A 24,628-nucleotide genomic window follows, 5' to 3' on the forward strand; every position below is an offset into this window, starting at 1 on the left:
GTGCGGCGGGGTCCTGCTCTTCCGCTCTTTCCCTCCCGGGAGCGGCCAGGTATGATGCAGCCATGAGCGGGAAAGTGGTGTCACGCGAACAGGCGATCGAGGAAACGGCTCGGGCGCGCGCCGCCGGGAAACGCGTCGTCTTCACGAACGGCTGCTTCGATCTGATGCACGTCGGCCATACGCGCTATCTACAGCAGGCGCGTGCGATGGGCGATCTGTTGATTGTCGGAGTCAACTCCGATGCGTCCGTGCGTAGCCTCGACAAAGCGCCGGACCGGCCCATCGTCCCGGAGTCCCAGCGGGCGGAAGTGCTGGCCGCCCTGAGCTGCGTGGATCTCGTCGTGATCTTTCCCGAGCCGGACCCCGGTAGCCTGATCACCGCCCTGCAGCCGGATGTGCTGGTCAAGGGAGGCGACTGGGCGCTGGACCGCATCATCGGCCGCGACGCGGTCGAAGCGCGCGGCGGCGTCGTGCGCACGGTCCCGCTCGTTCCCGGCCAATCGACCACGGCCCTGCTTCAACGCATCCGGTCAACCCCGGCGTGATTCGTGTCTGATCTCGGTGCTCCATCCCCGTCATGGCTGGCTCCTCTCCGCGCCGCGCTGCGGAGCGAGCGGGCGCGGGCCTGTCTCGTGGGCCTGCACGGCTCGACGTCCGCCTGCGCTCTGGCGCTGCTGGCGCAGCCGCCGGCGGCGCCGGAGGAGGCGAAGGGATGGCTCGTGCTGACGGCCACCGATGAATCGGCGGAACGGCTGTACCACGACCTCCGGTTTTTTCACGGCCTGATGGGCCGGCCGACGGACGCCGTGGCCTGGTTTCCCGAATGGGAAACGCTGCCGTACGAAGCCACCGCGCCGCATGTCGGGCTGATCGCCCGCCGGATGACGACGCTGCAGCGGTTGCGCACCGCGCCGCCGGCGTTTCTCGTCACCTCGGTCGCCGCGGCCATGCATCGCTTGATGCCGGTGAAGACCTTCGAGCAGGCCGTCGTCCGATTTCAGACCGGCGGCAATTACGAGCGCGAGCCCTTGACCACCGGACTGTTGCGTCTCGGATACCGGCGCGTCTCGGTGGTCGAAATCCCGGGGGAATTCAGCGTCCGCGGCGGGATCATCGACATTTTCTCCACCGCCTACGCCGATCCACTCCGCGTCGAATTTCTCGGCGATACGGTCGAATCGATCCGCTTGTTCGACGCGGCGACGCAAACCTCGATCAAGAAGTTGACCGACGGTTGGGTGTTGCCTGCGCGGGAATACATCCGCGCAGCCGGCGCCCCGGACGCCCTCGCGCCGATTCCGGCCGATGCCGAATGGCGGGCGCCGGAGCTCTATCCGCAGATGGAGACCTTGTTCGACTATCTCACCGCTCTCACCCATGTGGTCCTGGATCAGCCGTCGGTCCTGGAGAAGACCAGCGCGTCGGCCTGGGAGCGCATCGACGACGGCTATCTGCGGCACGTCGATCGCGACGCGGCGCAGCCCTATCCGTCGCCGGAACGGCTGTTTTTAACGTGGCCGCAGCTCTGGGAGCGCGCAAGCGCCGGACCGATAGTGGCCCTGGAACCGCTCGCGGCCTCCGGCGACGCCTGGAGCCCGGTCGTGACGTTCACGGGCCAGACGCCGGCCGGCGTCGGCCTCGGGATCCGGGGCACCCCGTTCAGCCAGACACTCGGCATCCTGGAACGGCTGAGAGAGGACCATCGGGTGGTGCTCGTCGCCCGGAGCCGCGGACAGGTCGACCGGCTGTTGGCCCTGCTGCGCGAGCACGATCTGCCGGCGGACGAATGGACGGCCGCCGCCTGGCCGCGCCGGGCGAGCGGCAAATCTCCCTTCTACGTGCTGCACGGCGATCTCTCGGCGGGCTTTCTTTCCGGCGAGCTGCGGCTCGCGCTGCTCACGGAAGAAGAGCTGTTCGCCAAAGGCGCCCGTCACAAGCCGCAGCCGAAAAGCAAAGCCGCCACTTTCCTCTCGTCGCTGGAGGATCTCAACGTCGGGGACTATGTCGTGCACGTGCAGCACGGCCTCGCGAAGTACCGGGGGCTGAAACGGCTGGCCGTCCAGGATTTCGAGAGCGACTTTCTGATCCTGGAATTCGCCGGCGGCGACACGCTCTACGTGCCGCTCGACCGGTTGAATCAGGTGCAGCGGTACAGCGGCGCCGAGGGCCACGTGCCGCGGCTCGACCGCCTCGGCGGAACGAGTTGGGCCAAGACGACCGCCCGCGTGAAGAAGGACATCGAGGAAATGGCGCAGGAGTTGATCGACCTCTACGCCAACCGCGAGTTGGTCACGCGCCGCGCCTATGGGCCGCCGAGCACGCTGTATCATGAATTCGAGGCGGCCTTCGAATACGAGGAAACGCCGGATCAGCTCAAGGCGATCGACGACATCGTCCGGGACATGGAATCTACCAAACCGATGGACCGCCTGGTCTGCGGCGACGTGGGCTACGGCAAGACGGAGGTCGCGATGCGCGCGGCGTTCAAGACGGTGGAGCAGGGCCGGCAAGTCGCCGTGCTGGTGCCCACCACGCTGCTGGCGCATCAACATTACGACAATTTCGCCGAGCGCTTCGCGCCGTTCCCGACCCGCGTGGCGCTGCTGTCGCGCTTCCAATCGCCGAAGGAGTCCACAGCCATCCTGAAAGACGTGGCGGCGGGGGTGATCGACGTGGTGATCGGCACCCACCGCCTGCTGCAGAAGGACGTGATCTTCCGGGACCTGGGCCTGGTCATCATCGACGAAGAGCAGTGGTTCGGTGTGAAGCACAAGGAGCGGCTCAAGCAGCTCCGCACCCAGGTCGACGTGCTGACCCTCACCGCCACACCGATCCCCCGGACCTTGCAGATGGCCATGTCGAGCGTCCGCGATCTGTCGATCATCGACACGCCGCCGGCCGGCCGCCTGGCGATCAAGACCGACGTCATGCGCTTCAGCGACAAGGCGGTGCGCGACGCGATCCTGCGCGAGCTGGGCCGCGGCGGGCAGGTCTACTTCGTCCACAACCGGGTGGAGACGATGGAGCGTATCGGCGCCTGGCTCCGCCAGCTGGTGCCCGAAGCGCGCATGGTCATGGCGCACGGCCAGATGGACGCCAAACCGCTCGAAGCGGTCATGCTGAAGTTCGTGAAGCGCGAGGCCGACGTCTTGATCGCGTCGGCCATCATCCAATCGGGCCTGGACGTCCCCAACGCCAATACGATCATCGTGAACCGGGCCGACACGTTCGGCCTCGCGCAGCTGTACCAGCTGCGCGGCCGGGTGGGCCGCGGCGGCGAGCAGGCCTACGCCTATTTCCTGATCCCGGACGAAGGCGCGCTGACCGGCGACGCGCAGAAGCGGCTGATCGCCATCCAACAGTTCACGGAGCTGGGCTCCGGGTTCCGCATCGCCGCCGCCGATCTGGAAATCCGCGGCGCCGGCAATCTCCTGGGCAAGCAGCAGTCCGGCCACATCGCCGCGATCGGACTCGATCTCTACATGCAAATGGTCGAGCAGGCGGTGCAGCGCCTCAAGGGCCACGTCGTGGAGGAGGAACCGGACCCCGTGCTCCAGCTGCCGGTCTCGGCCTTCATCCCCGAAGACTTCGTCGCCGATCCCCATCAGCGCCTGTCGTTGTACAAGCGGCTCACCGCCTGCGGGCAAGTCGGCGAGCTGGCGCTTCTCCATGGGGAAGTCCAGGACCGCTACGGCCTCCCGCCCGACCCGGTCGAGCGGCTCTTCGAAGTCATGCAGCTTCGCATTCATGCAAAGCGGCTGAAACTGGCGTCGGTCGAGGTGCACGACCGGTCGGTGACCATCACGTTACGGCCCAACGCCGCGGTGCCGGAAGCGGCCGTCCACCGCCTCATGGACCGGTTCAAAAAGCGGCTGCGGTTCCTGAGCCCGCTCTCCTTCGAGTTGCAGACGCCGCATGCCGACTGGGGTTCCATCTTTTCGGAACTCAACACAACCTTGCAAAGCCTTGCCCGCTGTGATACCAACACAAGCGGAAAGGATGCGCAGACCGCTTGATCGAGATCCGCATGCGCCGTCACCCATGACAGCCCGTCGCTTCCGCGTGGCCCGCTTCTCCTCCTTCGCCGCACTCGTCGGACTGGTGTTGAGCCTGTGGAGCTGCGCTCCGCAGCAGGAAGAGCCGGTCCTTGCCCTGGTGAACGGGCGCGCGATCACGCAATTGGAATTCGACGTCCGGTGGAACGAGCTCTCCGACGCCACCCGGGCGCGCTACGAGAAGGAAGGCGGGAAACGGCGGTTCCTGGACGAGCTGATCACCCGCGAGCTGTTGATGCAGGAAGCCCGGCGTCAGGGGCTGGACCAGAGCGACGCGATCCGTGACAAGACACAGCGGTACAAAGAGCAGCTGATTCTCGACGAGCTGCTCAAAGACAAGCTGAAGACGAAAGTGGAGCTCTCGCAGGCGGAACTGGACGCGTATTATGAGAAGCACGCCCATGAGCTGCTGGCGCCGCTCAAAGTGCAGGTGTTCCAAATGCTGCTTCCGAATTTCTCCGCCGCCAAGGACCTCGAAACACAGATCAACAAGGGCGGCGACTTCGGGAAGTTCGCCCAGCGCTATTCGATCGATAACAAGAGCAAGGCGAAAGGCGGCGACCTGGGCCCCTACCGCAAGGATTTGGTCATTCCGGAAGTCGACGCGGTGATCCATCAACTGAAGCCCGGCATGGTGAGCGCCCCGATCAAGACGGACGCGGGCTATTATCTCGTGATGATCACCCCGCTCGACAAGGAAACGATCCAAGCCGACCTGGCGACTCGCGAACGGCTGCGCCAGGAGTTGCTCGCCGACAAACGCCGCAAACGGTTCGAGGAAGTCATCGCCGATATCCGGACCAACGCCACCGTCCGCCTCGCCGACGCGTCGCGCTATATCACCGAAGGGACTCGGAAGAACTAGCCCGCCGCGCCCCGGCCCCGTTCTCCCCAGCGCCGTGGGTTTCGTGTACAATCCAGCTCGTTTCAAACACTCTTCCATCACAGGCCTGTCCATGGTCATGACGCTCTTGCAGCGGCGCCGCGCCGCGCCTCCCGTCTCCCGCCGATGGCCGGCCGGCGCCGGCTGCCTGCTGGCGCTGTGGCTCGCCCTGCCGTGCGCGGCGCCGGCCGCGCGCGTGGAAGACCGCATCGTGGCCGTCGTGAACAGCGATCTCATCATGCTGTCCGACGTGAAACGCGAATTGGAGCCGGAACGCGAACGGATCGCGCGCCAGCACCGGGGGGACGAGCTGGCGCAGCGGCTGAAGACCGCCGAGTACATGGCCCTGACCAAGATGATCGAGCGGCGCCTGCAATTGCAGGAGGCCAAGGCCCGGGGCGTCGACGTGTCCGATCAGGAAGTCAAGCAGGCCGTCGCGCAGCTGAAGCAGCAAGGGGAGAAGATCGATGATGCCGATCCCCTCAGCCTACGGAACGTCCGGGACCAATTGATTTTGCTCAAGGTGGTGGACCGCGAAGTGCGCAGCGGCGTGATGGTCGGGGAGAACGAAATGAAGCGGTATTATCAGGAACACCGGGACCGCTTCGCGCTGCCGGAAGAGTACCAGCTGAGCCAAATCCTCATCCAGCCTCGGTCGCCGGACGACACGGCCGACGCCCTCGCCAAGGCCCGCCGCGTCATGGAGGAGCTCAAGAAAGGGGAAACATTCGAGGATCTGGCCCTGCAATACTCCGACGGCCCGAATGCCTCGCGCGGCGGACGGCTCGGCTTGGTGCGGCAGGGAGAGCTGCTCCCGGCCATCGAGCGGGCCATTGCGCCGCTCGCCCCGGGCGGCATCTCGGACATCATCGAAACGCCGCAGGGATTCCACATCATCCGGGTGGAAGAAAAAAAGCCGAAACAGTTCCGGCCGTTCGAGCAAGTGAAGCTCGAAATCCAAGGGCTGGTGTTCCAGCAGAAGAGCGAGGACGTCTTCCAGTCCTGGCTGGTCGACTTGAAAAACAAAGCCTATATCGAGATCAAGTTTTAGCCAGATCCCGTAACGCGCCCCACAACCTGTCCCGTCCATCGCCGGTCACGACCGAATAGGGGATCAACATCTCGCCGTCCGCCAAACCCAGGTCGCGATGCGCCTGCCGGAGCAGCCGCACCCGTTCGCTGGGCTTGAGCTTGTCCGCCTTCGTCGCGACGACGAGCGGACGGTGCCCGATGGCACGGAGCCAGATGAGCGTCTGGCGATCCTGTTCGGTGACCACCCGGCTTTCGACGAGCAGCACGACTCCAAGCAACGATGGGCGTTCCGTGAGGTAGGATTCGATCAACGGCGCCCAGCGCGCCCGCTCGGCCTTCGACACCTTCGCGAATCCATAGCCGGGAAGATCGACCAGATAGAACTGCGACAGAACGGGGTCGGAGGTCGAAACGAGGAACAGGTTGACGGCCCTGGTTTTCCCGGGCGTGCGGCTGGTCTTCGCCAGGTCACGCCGGTTCAGCAGCGAATTGATCACCGACGACTTCCCGACGTTCGACCGCCCGACGAAGGCGATCTCCGGCGTCCCGTCGGCTGGAAACTGTTCTGGCGCGACGCAACTTTTGATAAACTCGGCGGCGAAGATTTTCATGACCCCCCGTGAGGAACCTGCTGATGCCCATCGTCCCGACTCCGTCCGCCGAGACGCCCCACACATACGCATCGCATCATGGCTAAGTCAACCAGGCAGCGAACCCGCGCGCGCCTTCTGCTCTGGACGACGCTGCTCGTCGGCCTTCCGCTCGGCCTGCTGGCCTTCGTGTGGCTGCTGACACTGCCCGATGTGGCGGTGCTCTCGAACACCAATCCCGCATCGACGGCCCTCATGGAAAGCCGCATGGCGAAAGCCAAGGAGCAGGGTCGCGCGCCGGCGAAGCAGTGGACGTGGGTGCCGCTCGCCCGCATTTCCCCGCATCTGCAGCGGGCCGTCGTCGCGGCGGAGGACGCGTCGTTCTTCGTGCATGAAGGCTTCGATTGGGAAGGCATCAAGGACGCCGCGGTACACAATTTGGAGGCCGGCGAGCTGAAACGCGGCGGGAGCACCATCACGCAACAGCTCGCGAAGAATCTCTATCTCTCCTCGGAGCGCTCGTTGCTGCGCAAAGCGCGGGAGGCGCTCATCACGCGCTCGCTGGAACATCGCCTGACCAAAGAACGGATCCTCGAATTGTATTTGAATGTGGCCGAATGGGGCCGCGGCGTGTACGGGGCCGAGGCCGCCGCGCGGCATCATTTCGGCAAATCCGCCGCGGAGCTCACCGCCGACGAAGCGGCCTGGCTGGCCGCCATGCTTCCGTCGCCGCAGCGGTACGACCCCCTGCGCAAAACCGCCGCCCTCGCGCGCCGGCACCAGCGAATTGTACGGTGGATGAACAAGGTGCCGGCGGCGACGCCGGTGCAGAACAAGTAGAGAAGAGACGTCAGGGCCGGCCCGTGTCTCCGACCTCCGTGACCTCGCGCTCCCCGAAAATCGCCGACTCGTGCGTGTAGTGTTTGAACTCCAGCAGATTGTGCGAGGGATCTTCGAGGAAAAACGTGTGGTGTTCGATGCGGGTGCCGGGAAAGCGCACGCGGGGTTGCTGGTAGAAAGTGAGCCCTTGGGCCTTCGCCCGCTCGGCCAGCTGCCGCCAGTCGGCCAATGAAGCAAAGATCAACCCGAAATGGCGCGGGTAAATGCCTTTCTGCTGCGGCACATTCTCCGCGACATGCCCCACTAGTTGGTGTCCCGCCAGTCCGAATGTAATGGCCGTCTTGGATTCGCGGCCGAGCGAGCAGCCCAAACCGTCCACATAGAACCGCTTCGCCGCGGCGATATCGTGGATCGGAAACGCCAGATGAAAGATGCTGCCGTTCATCGCCAGTGCCCTCGGACCGCCGGATCGCCTCGTCCGTTCCACCAGCCGGCCGCCATGCGGGGTGTGACGTGCACAATCGCAAATCGCCCGTCCGGCGTCAGGACCAGCGCTCCGGCCCGGCCCTCGACACGCGCGACGAGTGCGCGCAGGACATGGCGCGCCGCGGCGGCCGGCGATCCGCCTTGAGCCAATCGCTCGCAGATGGCCCTGGCGACCGCCAGGCGAATGATGCCTTCTCCAAGGCCCGTCATCGATACGGCTCCGCTCTCGTTATCAGCATACACCCCACTGCCGATGAGAGGCGTATCGCCGACTCGTCCGGGCAACATCAGCTCGACGCCGCCGGTGGAGGCGCCCGCGGCCAGGGTCCCGGCACGGTCGAGCGCCACCGCGCCGACGGTTTCTTTTCCGTGCTTCTCCCGCATCGCGAGCCCTCCGCCGGTCATCGCGCGGTACAATCGGAGCGTGCGGCGCCGAAGCAGACTCGTCACGCTGGCGCGACGTTTCGGATGGTCCGCCGGTCGGCGCGGCTGCCGCTCCAGTTTGAAATGCCGGGCGAAGGCAGTGGCCGGGGGCCCGGCCAGCAGCACATGGTTCGTCTCGTCCATCACCAATCGAGCGGCCGTGATCGGATGGACGATACCTTCGATGGAGGCGACCGCGCCGGCGCGCAAGTCCATGCCCTCCATGAGGGAGGCATCCATCCGGCGCACACCGTCGAGCTGCAGATGAGCACCCCTGCCCGCGTTAAACAGGCCGCTTCCCTCCAAGACGCGAATCGCTTCTTCCACGGCGGTGACCGAGGAGGCGTCCCGGTCGAGCAGGTCGTAGCCGGCGCGCAGTGCGGCCCGCAGGCCGTCGGCCTGCGCAGCGGTCATGGAACGGAGACCCGCGCCTCCGTGAGCGAGGATGATCGGACGAGAAGGTTTCAATTCAACAAGAGGTCCCGGGCGCGCTGATAGGCGGGGTCCTGCATGCGGTCCAGATCGGACCGGACGAAGCCCAGTCCGGTGACACAGAGCTCGAAGTTGTCCGACAATTTTCTGAATAAGGGCGGGTCCGCTTCCGCGTCGTCCCGCCCGATCTCCGCGACGAGCCGATACGATCGCTTGCCGGTCTTCACATAGTCTACGAGAAAGTCCTTGTGATAGATCAAGCCGGCGGATTTCAGCCGGCGCAGATACTCGGGGAACAGCCCGGCCATGAACAGGGTGAAATCCCCGATGTGGCGATGGACGTCCCGTTCGCGATCCATCGATTGCGCGCCGAACAGCACTTCGGATTCGAAGAGCAGATCGACGACGGTGTCGACCGGTTGATCCTGCTGGTTCCTGATCTTGTAGAGCCGGTCCGTGTGGGTAAAATCGACCAGCAGATTCGACACGTAGGAGGTCACATTGAGATCCGGCCAGCCGAGGTGTTCGGTAAAGCTTTTCTCGGTCAAGGCGCCGAAGAGTTCGCGGAGCGGATGTCGTGGAGGAACTGCGGTTCCCATCACCACCTCTCGCTAGAGCCGGAGACGCTTGCCCATAGTATATCAGACTCGCCGCAGGATGCGGCCCAATCGGCTCGCAGTTCTTCTATCGGCCCGGCGGGAAGAGACTTGAGCCGCGATCATGCCCGGTCTCGGCTGTCCAGCACGAAGGTCACCGGTCCGTCGTTCAGCAAGTCGACCGTCATATGCGCGGCAAAGACACCGGTTTCCACCGCGATGCCGTGCGCGCGGAGTTCGGCCGCGAGCCGTTCGTAGAGACGCTTCGCTTCGTCGGGCGGCGCGGCATCGTCGAAGCTGGGGCGGCGGCCGTTCGCCGTCCGGGCGAGCACGGTGAACTGCGACACCAAGAGAACCGAGCCGCCGATGTCCTGTAACGAGCGATTCATCTTTCCCTGTTCGTCGGAAAAGATCCGCAGCGTGCGGATTTTCTCCGCCAGGTACCGCCCATCCGCATCACCGTCGCCTTTCGCCACGCCCACGAGCACGAGCAGACCGGCATCGATCCGCCCGACGATCTTTTCCTCCACTTCGACCGAGGCGCGTGAGACACGTTGAACGACGGCTTTCATTGAACGTTGCCGAGTGACGAATGACGGGTTGGCGTTATTTCAGATACCGCAGGGTGCCTTCCAGGGTCAGCAACTTCCGTTTGGTCGGCAGCCCACCGGAAAATCCGCCCAACGAGGCGTCCTGCGCAACGATCCGATGGCATGGAATGACGATCGGCAAGGGATTGGCGCCGACCGCGTTGCCGACGGCGCGGGCGTAGCGCGGTCCGCCGACCCGCGCCGCCACCCATTGATAGGACCGCAGCTTGCCGTAGGGGACCCGCTGCAACGTTCGCCAGACCTGCCGCTGAAAACCCGTGCCGCCCGACAAGTCGAGCGGCAGATCGAACCGATCGCGCCGGCCCTTGAGATAGTCGAGGACTTGGCGCTTGGCCGTCTCCAATCGATCGGACCCGGTCGCCTCCGCCAAGTCTACGTGCAGCTCGGCCGACACGGCTTGCTTCGATCGCTTGGGCAATACGATCCTGTCGAGCCCTTTCTCTGTTTCCGACACGCCCATCCAGCCCCATGGAGTCGAAAAGATCACCGCCGACCGCTGCGCCTTTCCGTTTGTCATAGCCATAGTGTTCACCCTCTCGACTTAGTCCTGATTTTCCGTTGCGCCATGCTCCAGAGGACATCGAGCTCTTCCGAGCGTAACAACGCATGAACCCCTAAATAACCGGTGACGCTCAGTCCGATCCCCACGAACAACATGACCGACTTGGCGATCCAATCGGCCGGATGGCTCCACACCTGCGCCTCCGCCACCCACCAGCAGGCGGCCGCCATGGGGAGGCACGCCGCCAGCACGCGCGCCGACGACCGTCCGATCGAGGGCCAGTCGACGCCGCCCAACCGGCGGTTCAACACGGCGACGAGAATGCCGCCGTTCACCATGGCGGCCAGGGCCGTGGCGAGCGCGAGCCCGGCGGGCCCCAAGGGGCGCATCAACACGAGTGAGAAGACGATGTTCGCGACAACCGCGATCGCGGCCGACAGCGCCGGAGTCTTCGTATCTTGCAGCGAATAGAAGGCCGATACGATGATCCGCACGCCGCCGAAAGCCCACAAGCCGACGGAGTAACAGAGCACCGCCAACGCCGTCTCGGCCGTATCCTGCGAAGTAAAAGTCCCGTGCTCGAAAAAGAGATGGACGATCGGGGTGCGCAGGAGGATCAGCCCGATCATGGCCGGCAGAATGATGAACAGGATCATGCGCAGCCCGAAGCCGAGCGTGGTGCGCAGCTCTTCGAGCGCGCCGCGGGCCGCCTGAGCCGAGAGGGTCGGCAGGATCGCCGTCGCCAGCGCCACGCCGAAAATCCCCAAGGGAAATTGAATCAGCCGCATCCCATAGAACAGATAGGTCGGGCCGCCGGCGAAGAACGAACCGAGGATCGTGCTGACCGTGATGTTGATCTGCGTCACGGACAAGCCGAGCAGCGACGGCACCATCAGCAGGCCGATGCGCCGCAAGCCCGGATGCGCCGGCTCGAACCGCAGGCCGAACAACAGTCCGCGCAGCTTGAGGCTGGGAAGCTGCATCGCAAACTGCGCCGCGCCTCCCGCCACCACGCCGATCGCCACCCCGATGATCGGCTCCGGCAGAGACGGCGAGAGATAGAGGGCGCAGCCGATAATGAACACGTTCAAGAACAACGGCGAGAAGGCCGGCACGGCGAAGGCCCGCACGCTGTTGAGGACGCCCATCGCGAGCGCCGCGAGGCTGATGAACAGGAGATAGGGAAACATCACGCGGGCCAGCAACGTCGTCAACGCCAGCTTCTCGGGATCCGCCTGAAACCCCGGCGCGAGCGCCTGCACCAGCCACGGCGCCGTCAGGATGCCGGCCAGCGTGACGAAGGTGACGACCGTCAACAAGGTGGTGAAGACGGCGCTCGCCAACTCCCATGCCTCCTGCTTGCCCCGGAGCGTCCGGTACTCGGTGAACACCGGAATAAAGGCGGAGGACATCGAGCCCTCGGCGAACAGCTCGCGCAGCAGACTGGGAATGCGAAAGGCGACGAAAAAGGCATCGGCCGCGGGGGTGGCGCCGAAGAGGCGCGCCAACACCATGTCGCGGATAAACCCCAGGATGCGGCTGGAGAAGGTCGCGACCCCGACCACTCCGGCGGCCTTGAGCACGGAATCGTGAGAGTCCTGTGTGGCCGCGGCGGCGGCCGAAACGGTGGTCGGATCGGGCATGGGCCGGAATTCTAACGGAAGCGTCCGCGGCAGTCTATCGAATGGATGAATCGCTATGGCTCTTGAATGAGCCGGTCCGGCAATTCGTTGGGGTTGTCATCTGATTCCGCCGGACACCGGCTCGCAAGCAACTCGCCGCAGCGCGCGATGGCGTCGCAGATCGCGTCGGTCGGCCGGCCCTGCTTGATGCCCTCGATGATGCCGTGGACCACTTCGTCCCACGTGCCGGCCGGCACGCAGTCGTTGATGCCCTTGTCCGCCAACACCTGCACGCGATGCTCGAGCAGCGAGACGAGGATCAGAATGCCGGTCCGCCCCTTCGTGTGTTGTAAGCCGTGCTGATAGAAGGCCTGCTGCGCGCGCAACTGCACCTTATAAGCCATCCGCTCGCGAGACGTGACGAGACGGATCACCACCGGGAACCGCCCCAGCCATTCACCGAGCCCATAGGCGGCAATCACGCCCAAGAGCAGCCATCCGGCGTTACCGGCATGCCAGCCCCAGGGCAGCCAATACATTTCGATGGTGAGCAACAGCGCCAGGGTGAGCCAGCCGAGGATCAGCCCCATCCGATAGCCGGCCTCGCGATAGCGCGCGGACGACGGCACGATCATCGGGACGATTTCGCCCGTCGTCCGCTGCTCCGCCCGCCGCACGGCCTCGTGAATCCGCGCCCGCTCGTGATCCGTGAACGTCAACATCACCAGTCTCCCGAGGCTCCGCCTCCCCCGAAATCGCCTCCGCCCCCGCTGAATCCGCCGGACCAGCCGCCGCCGGACCAGCCCACGTCCGGGGTCCATCCGATATGGCGGCCGCGGCCACCCCGTCCTGCGTGCAGCATCAGCAGGAGCAGAAACGCCGTCGCGGCGGCGGCCACGACGCCTAAGAGGATACTGCCGAACTGTGCGATAAGAAACGCCAGCACACTGCCCAACAGCGCGCGTGTGCGCTGCAGGCCTTGGCTCAGGATCAACCCCGCCAAGGTACCGACCACGATGCCGATCAAGAGATATTGAACCGCCGGCGTCTCGTCCGTGGCTGGACGCGTGGAGGCCGACCCCTCGGGCGCCGCCCCTTCAATGGTCCCCAGAATCGCCCGGACCCCGGCGGCGATGCCGCCGGGCAGATCGCCGGCGCGGAATCGCGGGACGATCTCGTTGCGGATAATCCGGGCGGACCGCAAATCGGTCAGGGTGCCTTCAAGCCCATAGCCCACTTCGATCCGGACCTTGCGTTCACGGAGCGCGACGAGGAGCAGCACGCCGTTGTCCGTGCCCTTCTTCCCGAGGGCCCAGGTCGTGGCGACCCGGTGAGAAAAAGGCTCCAGCGGTTCTCCCTCAAGCGACGGGAGTACCAGTACGGCGACTTGATTACCGGTCTTCGCCTCGTGCGCTTCCAGCTCTTGTGTCAGTTTGGCCGCCAGGTCGCCGGGCAGGACCTGCGCGAGATCGACGATGCGCCCGGTGAGCGGCGGAACGTCGAGGGCAGAAACCAAAGAGGCTGAGGTTGAGGTTAAGGCTAAGGTCAGCAAGAAGAAAGCGAGACCAGACATAGAGGGCGCTCGTTTTCTTCGTTCCACAGACTCAACCTAAGCCTCAACCCAGCCTAGAACTTCACTTCCGGCGGCTTCGCCACGGCCTTTTCGTCCGCCACGGTGAAGTTCGGCTTCTCTTCCATGTGCAGGATGAATTTGGCGGTGAGATTGGTGGGGAAAAAGCGCACCATCTTATTGTATTCCGCCACCCGGTCGATGTAGCGCTTGCGGGCGACGGCGATCCGGTTTTCCGTGCCTTCGAGCTGGCTCTGCAGATCGCGGAAATTCTGATCGGCTTTCAAGTTGGGATAGTTCTCCGCCACCGCGATCAGCCGGCCGAGGGCCGACGACAAGCCGGCTTGGGCTTTCTGAAATTGCTCGAACTTGGCCGGGTCTTGCAACGTCTCGGGCGTGACCTGGATGCCGGTCGCCTGGGCCCGTGCTTGTACGACATTCTCCAAGGTCTCCTGCTCGTGTGCGGCGTACCCTTTGACGGTCGCCACGAGATTGGGAATCAGATCCGCCCGGCGCTGGTATTGGTTGACGACTTCGCTCCAGGCCGCTTTCGTATCTTCGTCCAACCCCTGCAAGTCGTTGTAGCCGCACCCGGCCGCGACGGAGAGGCTGGCGATCAGCACCATGGCGGCAGACAACCGAACGTTTCGAGTCATGGTCTCACTCCTCTCGCTGAGCGGGCGATCCCGCCGGTCACCATGCTATCACGGCCCTATCGATGAAGACACGACCGCCTGATGAACGGACTTGCTCCGCCCGTTCGTGCTGAGCTTGTCGAAACGCCGCTGATGGCTAGGGCTAATGTGACGAGCCGGAGGCGGCCGTTTCGACGGCTTTGGTGAGGACGGACGAGGTGGAGCCGGAGTTGGACTGGATGAAGGCCAGCAGGCGCTTGTTCTCCTGGGCTTTCCGGAGAAACTTGAAGGCGATGCCGCGGGCGCTCACGGACCGCACCATCGCCGCCACTTCGATGGGCGGCTCCTGATCGGCGATCGCGATCTCCAGGTAGAAAATATCGTCCACGTGGACCTGCGTCTGGCTCTTGATGATGCAGCCGCCCATCGAGAGATCCATGACCGTGCCCTCCCCGCGGACCTTCCCGCCGGAGAACGACAGGAACAGTCGCACCGGAATGCGGAGATGCTCGCGGCGGTCCATCGGATGTTGCGGATGGTTCAAGCCCAGCCGGCAGGCCAGAAACCGATGGCTGCAATGCTGACAATGGAACGGCGCGATGAAGACGAGGGCGGCGGCATGCTCGCGCGGCGACTGCGGCCGGGATCGCAGCACGCCGATCTGTTGACACTGCGGGCAGGTGAGGTGGCGGCCCATCGGGCTCCTGCTGGTCGAAGGCTTACCACCGCACTATAAAGGCCTTTCCCTTAGAGTCAAGCCGATTGCCATCTCATGCAGCGAGGACTGGAGACGAACGAGCTAGGCCGATTCGTCGTGCGGATGTTCGCTGGAAGCCCGTGAGCCGGATTGAATGACGGCCGCGCGGAGATATTCGCGGTTCAACTGGGCGATGAAGCGGACGCTGATGTGTTTCGGGCACACCGCTTCGCATTCGTTTTGATTGCTGCAGGAGCCGAAACCTTCCCGGTCCATCGCCTCCATCATGGCGGTCACCCGGCGGACCCGTTCCGGTTCTCCTTGGGGCAGCGAGGCGAGGTGGGAGACCTTCGCCGCGACGAACAGCGTGGCGGAGGCGTTCTTGCAGGCGGCCACACAGGCCCCGCACGAGATGCAGGAGGCGGCGTCCATGGCGGTCTCCTGCCGTTCTTTGGGGATCAACATCACGTTGCCGTCGACCGCGCCGCCCGTATTGACGGAAATGTAGCCGCCCGCCTGGATGATGCGGTCGAGCGCGCTCCGGTCCGTCACGAGGTCTTTCACGATCGGAAAGGCCCGCGCGCGCCAGGGCTCGATCGTGATGGTGGCGCCGTCGGCAAACCGCCGCATGTACAACTGGCAGGTGGCGATGCCGCGCTCGGGCCCGTGCGGCAGGCCGTCGATCATCAGCGAACAGGTCCCGCAGATCCCTTCGCGGCAGTCGTACTCGAACGCCACCGGGTCTTCGCCCTTCAGCACCAGACGTTGATTCAGGATGTCCAGCATCTCCAGAAACGACATGTCGGGGCTGATCCCATCGATGGGATAGTCGACGAATCGTCCCGGATCGCGGGTATCCCGCTGCCGCCAGATTTTCAGTGTCAACGTCACTCTCCGCTCCCCACCCCTTCCTCACGCCTTCGTTACTGGTAACTCCTCGTCGACGGTGTGACGAACTCGAACTTCAGCGGTTCCTTGTGCAGCACCGGCGGCCCCTGCTCGACATACTCCCACGCCGCGACATGCGCGCAGCGGTCATCGTCACGCTTCGGTTCCCCCTCCTGCGTTTGGTGCTCCTCGCGAAAGTGCGCGCCGCAGGATTCTTCCCGCTCCAGCGCGTCGAGACACATCAGCTCGGCGAATTCCAGATAGTCTGCGACGCGGCCCGCGTATTCGAGCTCCTGGTTGAAGGCTTCTCCCGACCCCGGCACGGCCACGTCGCGCCAGAATTTGTCGCGCAGCGGCGGGATAGACTTCAGCGCGAGGGTCAAGCCCTCGCGGTTCCGGGTCATACCGCAATGGTCCCAGAGCAGACGTCCCAATTCCCGATGAAAGGAAGCGGCCGTGCGCCGCTTCTGCCCCTGCAGCAGCTTCCCGATGCGGGCCCGCACCCGTTGGAGCGCCCGGTCCACTTCCGGATGGTGGGAGGGCACCGGCTTCTGCACGGTCGTCGCGAGGTAATGGCCGATGGTGTAGGGCAGGATGAAGTAGCCGTCGCCGAGACCCTGCATCAGCGAGCTGGCGCCCAGACGGTTGGCGCCGTGATCCGCGAAGTTCGCCTCCCCGATGACGAACAGGCCCGGCACCGTGCTCATCAAATTATAATCGACCCACAGCCCTCCCATCGTATAGTGCGGGGCCGGATAGATCCGCATCGGCACACGCGTGGCATCCTCCCCGGTGATCCGCTGGTACATCTCGAAGAGATTGCCGTACCGTTCGCGCACGACGTCGAGGCCCAATCGTTCGATCGCATCGCTGAAATCCAAATACACGCCGTGCCCGCCCGGCCCCACGCCGCGCTTGTCGTCGCAGATGGCCTTGACCGCCCGGGAGGCCACATCGCGGGGCACGAGATTGCCGAAGCGCGGATACCGGCGCTCCAAAAAATAATCCCGCTCCTCGGGAGGGATCTGGTCCGGCGCGCGGCGGTCGGACGGCATCTTCGGCACCCAGATCCGGCCGTCGTTCCGGAGCGATTCCGACATCAGCGTGAGCTTTGCCTGGTGGTCCTCCGTCGGCGGAATCGCGGTGGGATGGATCTGCGTGAAGCAGGGATTAGCGAAAGCCGCGCCTTGTTTCCAGGCCCGGTAGGTCGCGGTGACGTTGCTGCTGGCGGCGTTCGTCGAGAGATAAAACACGTTGCTGTAGCCGCCGGTGGCGAGCACGACGGCGTGGGCCGTGTGCACCTCCAACCGGCCGGTAATCAAATCGCGTGTCACGATGCCGCGCGCGTGGCCGTCGATCACGATGAGGTCGAGCATCTCCGTGCGGGGGTGCATGCGGACCTGGCCGCGCTCGATCTGCCAGCAGAGCGCCGAGTAGGCGCCGAGGAGCAGCTGCTGGCCGGTTTGGCCCCGGCAATAGAACGTCCTCGACACCTGCACGCCGCCGAACGAGCGATTGGCGAGCTGGCCTCCGTATTCGCGCGCGAACGGGACGCCCTGCGCGACGCATTGATCGATGATCTGCGTGCTGACCTGCGCCAACCGGTAGACGTTCGCTTCCCGAGACCGGAAATCGCCGCCTTTGATCGTGTCGTAAAACAGCCGCGCGACGCTGTCGCCGTCGTCCTGGTAATTCTTCGCGGCGTTGATGCCGCCTTGCGCCGCGATGCTGTGGGCGCGGCGCGGGCTGTCCTGCACGCAAAAACAGTCCACGTGGTACCCGAGTTGGCCCAATGTGGACGCGGCGCTGGCGCCGGCCAAGCCGGTTCCGACGACGATGATCGAGATCCGGCGCTTGTTGGTGGGGCTCACCAGCTTTTCGCCGAACCGGTGCCGGTCCCATTTGGTTTCGAGCGGCCCCGCCGGGACTTTTGAATCGAGTTTCATCAGCGCACGACTCCCAAGAGGACGGCCAGGACGATGACGACGTTGCCGAGCACCACCAGCAGGGCGACCGCGGGCCCCGCCGCTTTGAACATCCGGTTCAGCGCCGGGTGTTCCAGGCCCAACGTCTGGAAGCTGCTGGTGACGCCGTGGCTCACATGCAATCCCAGCACCGCCTGCCCCGCCAGATACACCACCGCCAACCAGGGATTGCCGAAGGCATGGATCATCTTACCGTACACATCGCGTTGCCCGCGGAGGTCCAGCCCTTCGGTGAAGGACCGATCCACCACGCCGAAGGTGAGGTGCAGCAGGTGAAAGATGATGAACAGCAACAGGAGCGTGCCGCTGACCGCCATGGTGCGCGAGGCGAACGACGCCTGGCGGTAGACGTGCGCGGTATAGTTCAGCGGCCGCGCTTGTCGGTTGCGGATCGCCAGCTTGATCGCGGTCCAGATATGGATCCCGGCCAATCCCAACAGACCGGCCCGCGCGGTCCAGAGAAGGATCGGCATGTCGCGGAGAAACGCCGCATACGCGTTCAGCGCTTCCCGCCCCTCGAAGATCTGCAGATTGCCGATCATGTGAAAGACGACGAACCCGGCGAGGGCGAGGCCGGTCAGCGCGACGATAAGTTTACTGCCGATGGAGGCGTGCAGTTGATGATAGAGGCGAATCATCTCCGTCCTTTTGAATTGTACCGCATCCCGACGCGTCTGTATCGCGCGGCGGACACTTCTTGCCTGATGCGCTTAGAGGCGTCCCGCCGCGCGTCCCGCGAGAGAGCCCGTGGCCCAGGCCCATTGAAAATTGAAGCCGCCGATGCGGCCGTCGCAATCGAGGATTTCGCCGGCCAGATACAATCCGGGAACGAGCTTGGAGGCCATCGTCCGATAGTCGATTTCTTCCAGCGGCACCCCGCCGGCCGTCACCTCGGCATAATTCCAGCCGCGATCCCGCTCCACGGGAAACCGGAATTTCGTGAGGGCCTCGCGCACCCGGTCCCGGTCTTGGCGCGGGACTTGGGCCATGGGCCGCTGCGGATCACAGGCAAGGTGCGTACAGAGCGCGTCGGCGAAGCGCTCCGGCAGCAGCGTCGCGAGCGTCCGCGCCAGCGAGCGCCGGGGATGCGCGGCCGCCTCCGCCGTCAGCCATGAGCGGACTTGCTCGCCCGTGCGTCCCGGCAGAAAGCTGCCGTAGAGATCCACCGGCTCACCTCGCTCTCTCGCGAGGGTCCAGAAGCGGCTGGCATCCATGACCACCGGACCGCTGATCCCGAAATGCGTCCAGAGCAGACTCCCCCGGCGCCGATCCACCGCTCGGCCCTGCACGACGGTCGTCAATTCGACGTCATGGGAGAGGCCCGAGAGGGACGCCTGGAACATGGCCGAGTCGAGCACCAGCGGCACCAAGGCGGGCACGGTCGGCGTCACCCGGTGGCCCAACGCGCGGACCAGCCGATAGCCGAGACCGTCGCTTCCCGTTCTGGGCAGCGACCGGCCGCCGGTGGCGAGCACGAGCCGGTCCGCGTGCAGCGTCCCGCGGCGATGGTGCACGGCAAAGCGGCCCTCCGAACGCGACACGTCGTGCACCCGGTGGTCCTGCCAGAGTTCGACGCCCGCTTGTGCGGCGCGGCCGACGAGCGCGTGCAGCACCGTGCGCGCCTGGTCGGTGACGGGAAAGAGCTTTCCCGTCTCTTCCCGCTTCAGCTCGACGCCCAACGAGGCGAACCATGTGACCGTGTCCTCGACGGGGAACGCGGCGAGCACGTTGCGGATGATGTGCCGGTTGCCGAAAAAATCGCCCGGCGTCACGGCGTCATGGGTCACGTTGCAGCGCCCGCCGCCCGACACGAGGATCTTGGCGCCGAGCTGCCGCGCGCCATCGAGCAGCACGATGCGTCCCCGCGTTCCGCCTGTCGGCCGCGTCTCCGCCGCAAAGATGGCGGCCGCGAGGCCGGCCGCGCCCGCCCCGATGACCGCTATGCTCGCCGCATCCTTGTCCATGCCACCCGTTCCTCTACCGCTCCTCCACTAGCATGTATTTTTAACGTGGTCTTCGCTAATGTTTTACTTGGCCTGCGCGCCGATTTAACATCATCGGGCTCGGTGGATGCTATGGTCCCCCGCTATGGTGGGTGGGCTGGGCCCCTGCATCACCGTACGCGTGTTTCCGGCAGTCTTTTCACTCGCCGCGCTGGCACTGGGAGTCGGCTGCGGCTCATCGTCTTCCTCTCCGTCGGATGCCTCCATCGCCGCCCTCGACGCACGACCGGCCTATCACTTCACTCCGCCGACGAATTGGATGAACGATCCGAACGGCCTCGTCCACGTGGACGGGGAATACCATCTGTTTTACCAATATAATCCGGCGCTCCCATCCTGGGGGTTCATTCATTGGGGCCACGCCGTCAGCACGGACCTCGTCCACTGGACCGATCTCCCGGCGGCGCTGGCGCCCGATCCGGTGCTCGGCATGCCGTTCTCCGGCAGCGCGGTGGTCGACCGGGACCGCACGAGCGGCCTTTGCGGCGCGACGGCCCCAGACTGCGTGATCGCGGTCTTTACGCACCACGGCAGCGCGCAGGTCCAAAGCGTCGCGGTGAGCGACGACGGAGCCCGGACGTTCCGGCTCAACCACGCCAACCCCGTGCTCTCGAATCCGGGTCTGATCGACTTTCGCGATCCGAAAGTGTTCTATCACACGCCCACGCGGCGCTGGATCATGGTGCTGGCCGCCGGCGACCGCGTCAGGCTCTACGGCTCAAGCAACCTGACCGGATGGACACATCTCTCCGACATCGGACCCAGCGAGAGCCTCCGCGGGGGCGTGCTGGAATGTCCCGATCTGTTCGAGCTTCCGGTGTCCAACGAGCCCGGCGTCATGCGCTGGGTCTTGAAGATCGACAGCAATCCGGGCGGTCGGTACGGCGGCTCCGGGTCGCGCTACCTGGTCGGGACCTTTGACGGTGTCACATTCACGCCCTTGGCCCAAGCGCCTCAATGGGCGGACTTCGGCCCGGATTTTTATGCCGCGCAATCGTTCGCCAACACACCGGCGGACGGCCGGCATCTCTGGCTGGCATGGATGAACAATTGGGCCTACGCGAGCGCCTTGCCGACCGGCTCCTGGCGCGGCGCCATGACGGTACCGCGCGAAGTCGGACTGATCCGAGCGGACGACGGGACCTATCTGTTGACCCAGCGTCCCGCGGCCGAGTTGCGGGCGTTGCGGGACGGCGCACCGGCAATCGAAGTGGCCGACCAACCGATCGGGACTCCCTGCACCTTGCTCGACGGATTGACCGGTGACGCGCTGGAAATCGCCCTGGCCTTCGAACCGGGCACCGCCCGTGAAGTGGGGCTCGCGATCCGGCGCGGAGCGGGCGAAGAAACGCGGGTGGGGTACGACGCGGTGCGCGGGACGCTGTTCGTCGACCGCTCGATCTCCGGCTCGACTCTGCTGCGCGAGACGCTTCCCGCCCGTCACCATGCGCCGCTCCGCGCCGACGGCGCGGGGCTCGTCACGCTGACCGTGCTGCTCGACCGGTCCTCCGTCGAAGTGTTTGCAGGCGACGGACGCGCCGTCATCACGGACGTGCTCCTGGCCTCGCCCGCCAGCCGCGGCGCGCAGCTGTACGTCGACGGCGGCACCGCGCGTCTCCGCTCGCTGCGCGCCTGGACGCTGCGCCGGGTTCTCCGTTGAGAGTCCCCTTCTGAGAGTCCCTTCGTGACGCTCCCCTAACCCGCATTATTCACGAGCGTTTCTGCTGCAATCGCCGATCCGCTGCTGCGACGAGCCTTCGGCCGGCGGGCTCGCCCTTCGGGCCCTCGACGTACTGCACGAGTACGCCTCGGGTCCTCAGGGCTCCGCGCGCCGGTCTCGCGACGCGGCTCCGCGATTTCGCGACGAACCGTCATGAATAATGCGGGCTAAAGGCTTCTCGTCGCCACATTTCGATGGTTTTCCGGCCGATCACTGGGGACCTGCCTAGTGATTCCCGTCGCGCCTCGACTTTAGAGTGCGGTCCTAGCCGATCGTACCGTTGCAACGCCCGGCATGAATGCGGCCGAGCGCTGCGGGGCAACCGTATGAGTTCCACGCGATCCTGACGCCGCGGCGATCCTGACCGAACCACGCCGATTGTCGCGGCTCCTGCGGGCCTCATCGCGGCACCCACTCCATAGGCCGCGGACGACTCTATCATGTTGAAGCGCCACACCACGCCGCTCCTCAGTCTTGCCCTCTTGCTCGATCTTGCCTTCATGGCGGGAGCCTGGCGCCTCGCCGGATCGAACGAGGCCTGGCCCTTGGCGCCGATGAGCCTGCTCTGGATGATTTCCGCCTGGCTGTTCGACCTCCACCGCCTCTCGCCGATGCGGACCGTGCGGCACGAAATCCGGGACGTGCTGGCGGCCAATACCTTCTTTCTCGGGCTGCTCGTCGTGGCGGCCCTCTGGTTCCTGGACCGCCCGCTGCAAACGTCGCTGCTCGCGACCTTCTGGCTGTTCAATCTGGCCGGATTGGGATTGTCCCGCGCCCTCGTGCGGAGCCTGCTGCAGAACGCCGGCCAGTGGCGCTGGACCAGACGGGTGGCCTTGATCGTCGGCACGGGGACCGTGGCCCGGCGGCTGGCGCACCGGCTCCGGCGGACACCGCAGTACGGGATCGTCCTCCGGGGATTTCTGTCGGAAAGCGACGGGGAAGTGGGCCGCGCGTATGACGGTGTGCCGGTCGTCGGCGCGCTGTCCGATCTGGCCGCGACGGTGGACGACGGCATCGACGTGGTGCTGCTCTGTCTGCCGGCCCATCTGGAGCCGCAGGCCGAGAAGCTGCTGCACGAGCTCCGGAACAGCACGGCGGACGTGAAATTCGTCCCGGCCGTCGCCGCCACCGACACGCTCGGCATGGACGCGTACATGTTCGAGGGCTTTCCGATGATCACGCTGCAGGGGGCCCGGGTGCAGGGGTGGCATCAGGCCGGCAAACGGCTCGTGGACATCGTCGGCGCGGTCGCCGGATTGATCGTGACGGCGCCGCTGTTGGCCGCCATCGCGCTGCTGGTGAAAGTCTCCTCGCCCGGTCCGGTGTTGTATCGGCAAGTGCGCATGAGCCTCGCCGGCCAGCCGTTCGTCATGCTGAAGTTCCGCACGATGCGCGAGCAGGCGGAGCGCCATACCGGACCGGTCTGGACGGTGCCGGAGGATCCCCGCGTCACGAGGATCGGCCGTCTGCTGCGCAAGACGAGCCTCGATGAGCTGCCGCAACTCTGGAACGTGCTGAAGGGCGAGATGAGCCTCGTGGGGCCGAGACCGGAGCGCCCGACCTACATCGAAATGTTCCGCCTCGCCTACCCCGCCTACATGCTGCGCCTGAAGGTCAAAGCCGGCATGACGGGTTGGGCGCAGATCAACGGCTGGCGCGGCAATACCAGTTTGCACCACCGGATCGCGCACGATCTCTATTACATCCAACACTGGTCGCTGTGGTTCGACTTGAAGATCCTCTGGCACACGCTGTGGAAAGGGCTCCTGCATGAGAACGCTTACTGAGGCGGCGCCCCCCGTCGGGGCTCCGGCGGCTCGGGACGGAAGCCTGCTCGCCCGGCTGTCGCCGGCGGTTTGGCGCGCGCAGGTCGCCGGGCTGTTGGCGATCACCGTCATGAGCTTTTTCCCGGCCTGGTCCCATGTCCAGGAATATGCCTTCTTCACCCTATTCGCCGTCGCCGCCGCCACGGCCTTCGCGGAAGGACGCTCGCTGTGGTTTCCCTCTTCTCTGCATCTGCCGATCGCGCTGCTGCTCGGATGGGTGCTCCTCTCCGTCCCTTTTGCGATCGATCCGGCATACAGTTTTGCGGAATGGCGCAAACTGGTCGCTAAAATTCTCGTCTTCTACTGGGCGGTGGCCGTGTGGCGCATCGCGCTGGAGCACGGACGGGCCAGAATGAACGGCTGGCTGCTGGCTGCCCTCGCGTTCGGCTCGCTGGCGTTGAGTTTGTATGCGCTGTCCGATTTTTGGCAGCGTGGCGGCACGTGGGTGGACCGGCCGGTCCGGGCGCAGGCTCCCTCGTCGGACTATAACTGGCTCAGCACCTATCTGGTGATGGCGCTGCCCTTGTTGGCGGCGGGGGCTTTGACCACTCACCTGCGGTGGGCCCGCTATGCCTATGCCTCCTCCGCGCTGATCGCCCTGCTGGCGCAAGTCTTCTCCTATACCAGGGCCGGGTGGCTGGCAGTGCTGGCGCAGGGACTGGCCGCCGGCCTGTTGCTGAAACGGTCGCGGCTTTTCGTGACGGCCCTTGTCGGCGCCGTCGTGCTCGTCACGCTGTTGGTCGCGCTGGGGTTCTCCGGCTATCACCAGGATACGTTGGATCCCTGGACGCTGAAGGCGCGCGTGGCCGTCTGGGGCCTGATGCTCCACGAAATCGCCGACCATCCGTTCCTCGGAGTGGGGTACGGCACGCGGACCTTCATGGCCCGATTCGGCGACCATCCGGAAACGCTGAAGGCGGGGGGCAGCCACAACTTCTTCCTCATGGTCGCGATGGGCAGCGGTCTGCCGGCACTGGCGTGCCTGATCTGGGTGCTGGCCGCCGGAACGGCGGAATGCCTGCGGTTGTCCCGCCGGCTCGGACAGGATCCCTCCACCTCGGTCCTGCTCGTCGCCGTTGCGTTGATGATTATCGGATTTGCCGTGCGCAACGGATTCGACGCCATGTTCGCCGGCAGCCTGGCCTGTCTGTTCTGGCTGTTGCTCGCCGCCGCGGTGGCGCAGGAGCCGGACGCGCGAGCCGCGAGCAGAGCCGCCTAAACAGGAACGGAGT

At 65.3% G+C, this 24,628-nt stretch carries 23 protein-coding genes; 8 read left to right on the plus strand and 15 right to left on the minus strand.

What is annotated here, in order from left to right:
- The first annotated feature begins 62 nt into the window (after positions 1–62).
- From rfaE2 to NITMOv2_RS21285, 4 genes are all read left to right on the plus strand, one after another.
- The gene (rfaE2, locus tag NITMOv2_RS21270) at positions 63–545 is read left to right on the plus strand and encodes a D-glycero-beta-D-manno-heptose 1-phosphate adenylyltransferase (protein WP_053381764.1); all 483 of its coding nucleotides are present in this window, start codon (positions 63–65) and stop codon (positions 543–545) included.
- A 3-nt stretch (positions 546–548) separates the two neighbouring features.
- Positions 549–4,016, plus strand: coding sequence for a transcription-repair coupling factor (gene mfd, locus NITMOv2_RS21275; protein ID WP_145976470.1), 3,468 nt, complete (start codon positions 549–551; stop codon positions 4,014–4,016).
- Between the two features lie 25 nt (positions 4,017–4,041).
- Positions 4,042–4,920 carry a peptidylprolyl isomerase gene (locus tag NITMOv2_RS23675; RefSeq protein ID WP_053381766.1) on the plus strand — a complete coding sequence of 293 codons (879 nt, stop codon included), beginning with the start codon at positions 4,042–4,044 and terminating at the stop codon, positions 4,918–4,920.
- A gap of 91 nt (positions 4,921–5,011) precedes the next feature.
- On the plus strand, positions 5,012–5,989 hold the full coding sequence (locus tag NITMOv2_RS21285; protein WP_053381767.1) for a peptidylprolyl isomerase: 978 nt from the start codon (positions 5,012–5,014) through the stop codon (positions 5,987–5,989).
- Here the strand turns inward: NITMOv2_RS21285 and yihA are convergent.
- Entirely contained in the window at positions 5,979–6,581 is a 603-nt protein-coding gene (yihA, locus tag NITMOv2_RS21290) for a ribosome biogenesis GTP-binding protein YihA/YsxC (protein ID WP_053381768.1), read from the minus strand. The two genes, NITMOv2_RS21285 and yihA, sit on opposite strands and share 11 nt — an antisense overlap.
- A gap of 78 nt (positions 6,582–6,659) precedes the next feature.
- Here yihA and mtgA point away from each other — a divergent pair, with 78 nt between their 5' ends.
- On the plus strand, positions 6,660–7,400 hold the full coding sequence (mtgA, locus tag NITMOv2_RS21295; RefSeq protein ID WP_053381769.1) for a monofunctional biosynthetic peptidoglycan transglycosylase: 741 nt from the start codon (positions 6,660–6,662) through the stop codon (positions 7,398–7,400).
- 10 nt (positions 7,401–7,410) lie between these two features.
- On the opposite strand, the gene NITMOv2_RS21300 is transcribed toward mtgA, so the two are convergent.
- The 14 genes from NITMOv2_RS21300 to NITMOv2_RS21365 form a co-directional block, all read right to left on the minus strand.
- Positions 7,411–7,845 carry a VOC family protein gene (locus NITMOv2_RS21300; protein ID WP_053381770.1) on the minus strand — a complete coding sequence of 145 codons (435 nt, stop codon included), beginning with the start codon at positions 7,843–7,845 and terminating at the stop codon, positions 7,411–7,413.
- Positions 7,842–8,723, minus strand: coding sequence for an isoaspartyl peptidase/L-asparaginase family protein (locus NITMOv2_RS21305; protein ID WP_053381771.1), 882 nt, complete (start codon positions 8,721–8,723; stop codon positions 7,842–7,844). Before NITMOv2_RS21305 ends, NITMOv2_RS21300 begins: the two co-directional genes overlap by 4 nt.
- Positions 8,724–8,773: 50 nt before the next feature.
- Positions 8,774–9,340, minus strand: coding sequence for a hypothetical protein (locus NITMOv2_RS21310; RefSeq protein WP_053381772.1), 567 nt, complete (start codon positions 9,338–9,340; stop codon positions 8,774–8,776).
- Between the two features lie 119 nt (positions 9,341–9,459).
- The gene (gene dtd / locus NITMOv2_RS21315) at positions 9,460–9,909 is read right to left on the minus strand and encodes a D-aminoacyl-tRNA deacylase (RefSeq protein ID WP_053381773.1); all 450 of its coding nucleotides are present in this window, start codon (positions 9,907–9,909) and stop codon (positions 9,460–9,462) included.
- Between the two features lie 34 nt (positions 9,910–9,943).
- Positions 9,944–10,471 carry a methylated-DNA--[protein]-cysteine S-methyltransferase gene (locus NITMOv2_RS21320; RefSeq protein WP_145976472.1) on the minus strand — a complete coding sequence of 176 codons (528 nt, stop codon included), beginning with the start codon at positions 10,469–10,471 and terminating at the stop codon, positions 9,944–9,946.
- A gap of 5 nt (positions 10,472–10,476) precedes the next feature.
- Positions 10,477–12,093, minus strand: coding sequence for a murein biosynthesis integral membrane protein MurJ (gene murJ, locus NITMOv2_RS21325; RefSeq protein ID WP_053381775.1), 1,617 nt, complete (start codon positions 12,091–12,093; stop codon positions 10,477–10,479).
- Between the two features lie 53 nt (positions 12,094–12,146).
- Entirely contained in the window at positions 12,147–12,794 is a 648-nt protein-coding gene (locus NITMOv2_RS21330) for a TPM domain-containing protein (RefSeq protein ID WP_053381776.1), read from the minus strand.
- Positions 12,794–13,588: a TPM domain-containing protein gene (locus tag NITMOv2_RS21335; RefSeq protein ID WP_187299300.1), complete on the minus strand. Its 795-nt coding sequence runs from the start codon at positions 13,586–13,588 to the stop codon at positions 12,794–12,796. The genes NITMOv2_RS21330 and NITMOv2_RS21335 overlap by 1 nt, the downstream gene beginning before the upstream one ends.
- A gap of 110 nt (positions 13,589–13,698) precedes the next feature.
- Positions 13,699–14,298, minus strand: a complete 600-nt coding sequence (locus NITMOv2_RS21340) for a LemA family protein (RefSeq protein ID WP_053381778.1) — start codon at positions 14,296–14,298, stop codon at positions 13,699–13,701.
- Between the two features lie 142 nt (positions 14,299–14,440).
- Complete coding sequence (locus tag NITMOv2_RS21345; RefSeq protein WP_053381779.1) at positions 14,441–14,974, minus strand: PilZ domain-containing protein; 534 nt, start codon at positions 14,972–14,974, stop codon at positions 14,441–14,443.
- Between the two features lie 102 nt (positions 14,975–15,076).
- Complete coding sequence (locus NITMOv2_RS21350) at positions 15,077–15,865, minus strand: succinate dehydrogenase/fumarate reductase iron-sulfur subunit (protein ID WP_053381780.1); 789 nt, start codon at positions 15,863–15,865, stop codon at positions 15,077–15,079.
- 32 nt (positions 15,866–15,897) lie between these two features.
- Positions 15,898–17,808, minus strand: a complete 1,911-nt coding sequence (locus NITMOv2_RS21355) for a fumarate reductase/succinate dehydrogenase flavoprotein subunit (protein ID WP_053381781.1) — start codon at positions 17,806–17,808, stop codon at positions 15,898–15,900.
- Complete coding sequence (locus tag NITMOv2_RS21360) at positions 17,808–18,485, minus strand: succinate dehydrogenase cytochrome b subunit (protein WP_083448290.1); 678 nt, start codon at positions 18,483–18,485, stop codon at positions 17,808–17,810. Before NITMOv2_RS21360 ends, NITMOv2_RS21355 begins: the two co-directional genes overlap by 1 nt.
- A 72-nt stretch (positions 18,486–18,557) precedes the next feature.
- Entirely contained in the window at positions 18,558–19,811 is a 1,254-nt protein-coding gene (locus NITMOv2_RS21365; protein ID WP_053381782.1) for a BaiN/RdsA family NAD(P)/FAD-dependent oxidoreductase, read from the minus strand.
- 124 nt (positions 19,812–19,935) lie between these two features.
- Between NITMOv2_RS21365 and NITMOv2_RS21370 the strand changes: the two genes are divergently transcribed.
- The 3 genes from NITMOv2_RS21370 (at position 19,936) to NITMOv2_RS21380 (ending at position 24,615) form a co-directional block, all read left to right on the plus strand.
- The gene (locus tag NITMOv2_RS21370) at positions 19,936–21,510 is read left to right on the plus strand and encodes a glycoside hydrolase family 32 protein (RefSeq protein WP_053381783.1); all 1,575 of its coding nucleotides are present in this window, start codon (positions 19,936–19,938) and stop codon (positions 21,508–21,510) included.
- A gap of 500 nt (positions 21,511–22,010) precedes the next feature.
- Positions 22,011–23,357, plus strand: coding sequence for an undecaprenyl-phosphate glucose phosphotransferase (locus NITMOv2_RS21375; protein ID WP_053381784.1), 1,347 nt, complete (start codon positions 22,011–22,013; stop codon positions 23,355–23,357).
- The gene (locus NITMOv2_RS21380; protein WP_053381785.1) at positions 23,341–24,615 is read left to right on the plus strand and encodes an O-antigen ligase family protein; all 1,275 of its coding nucleotides are present in this window, start codon (positions 23,341–23,343) and stop codon (positions 24,613–24,615) included. Before NITMOv2_RS21375 ends, NITMOv2_RS21380 begins: the two co-directional genes overlap by 17 nt.
- Positions 24,616–24,628 lie beyond the last annotated feature (13 nt).

This window comes from Nitrospira moscoviensis (assembly GCF_001273775.1).
In the GTDB taxonomy this organism is placed as follows: domain Bacteria; phylum Nitrospirota; class Nitrospiria; order Nitrospirales; family Nitrospiraceae; genus Nitrospira_D; species Nitrospira_D moscoviensis.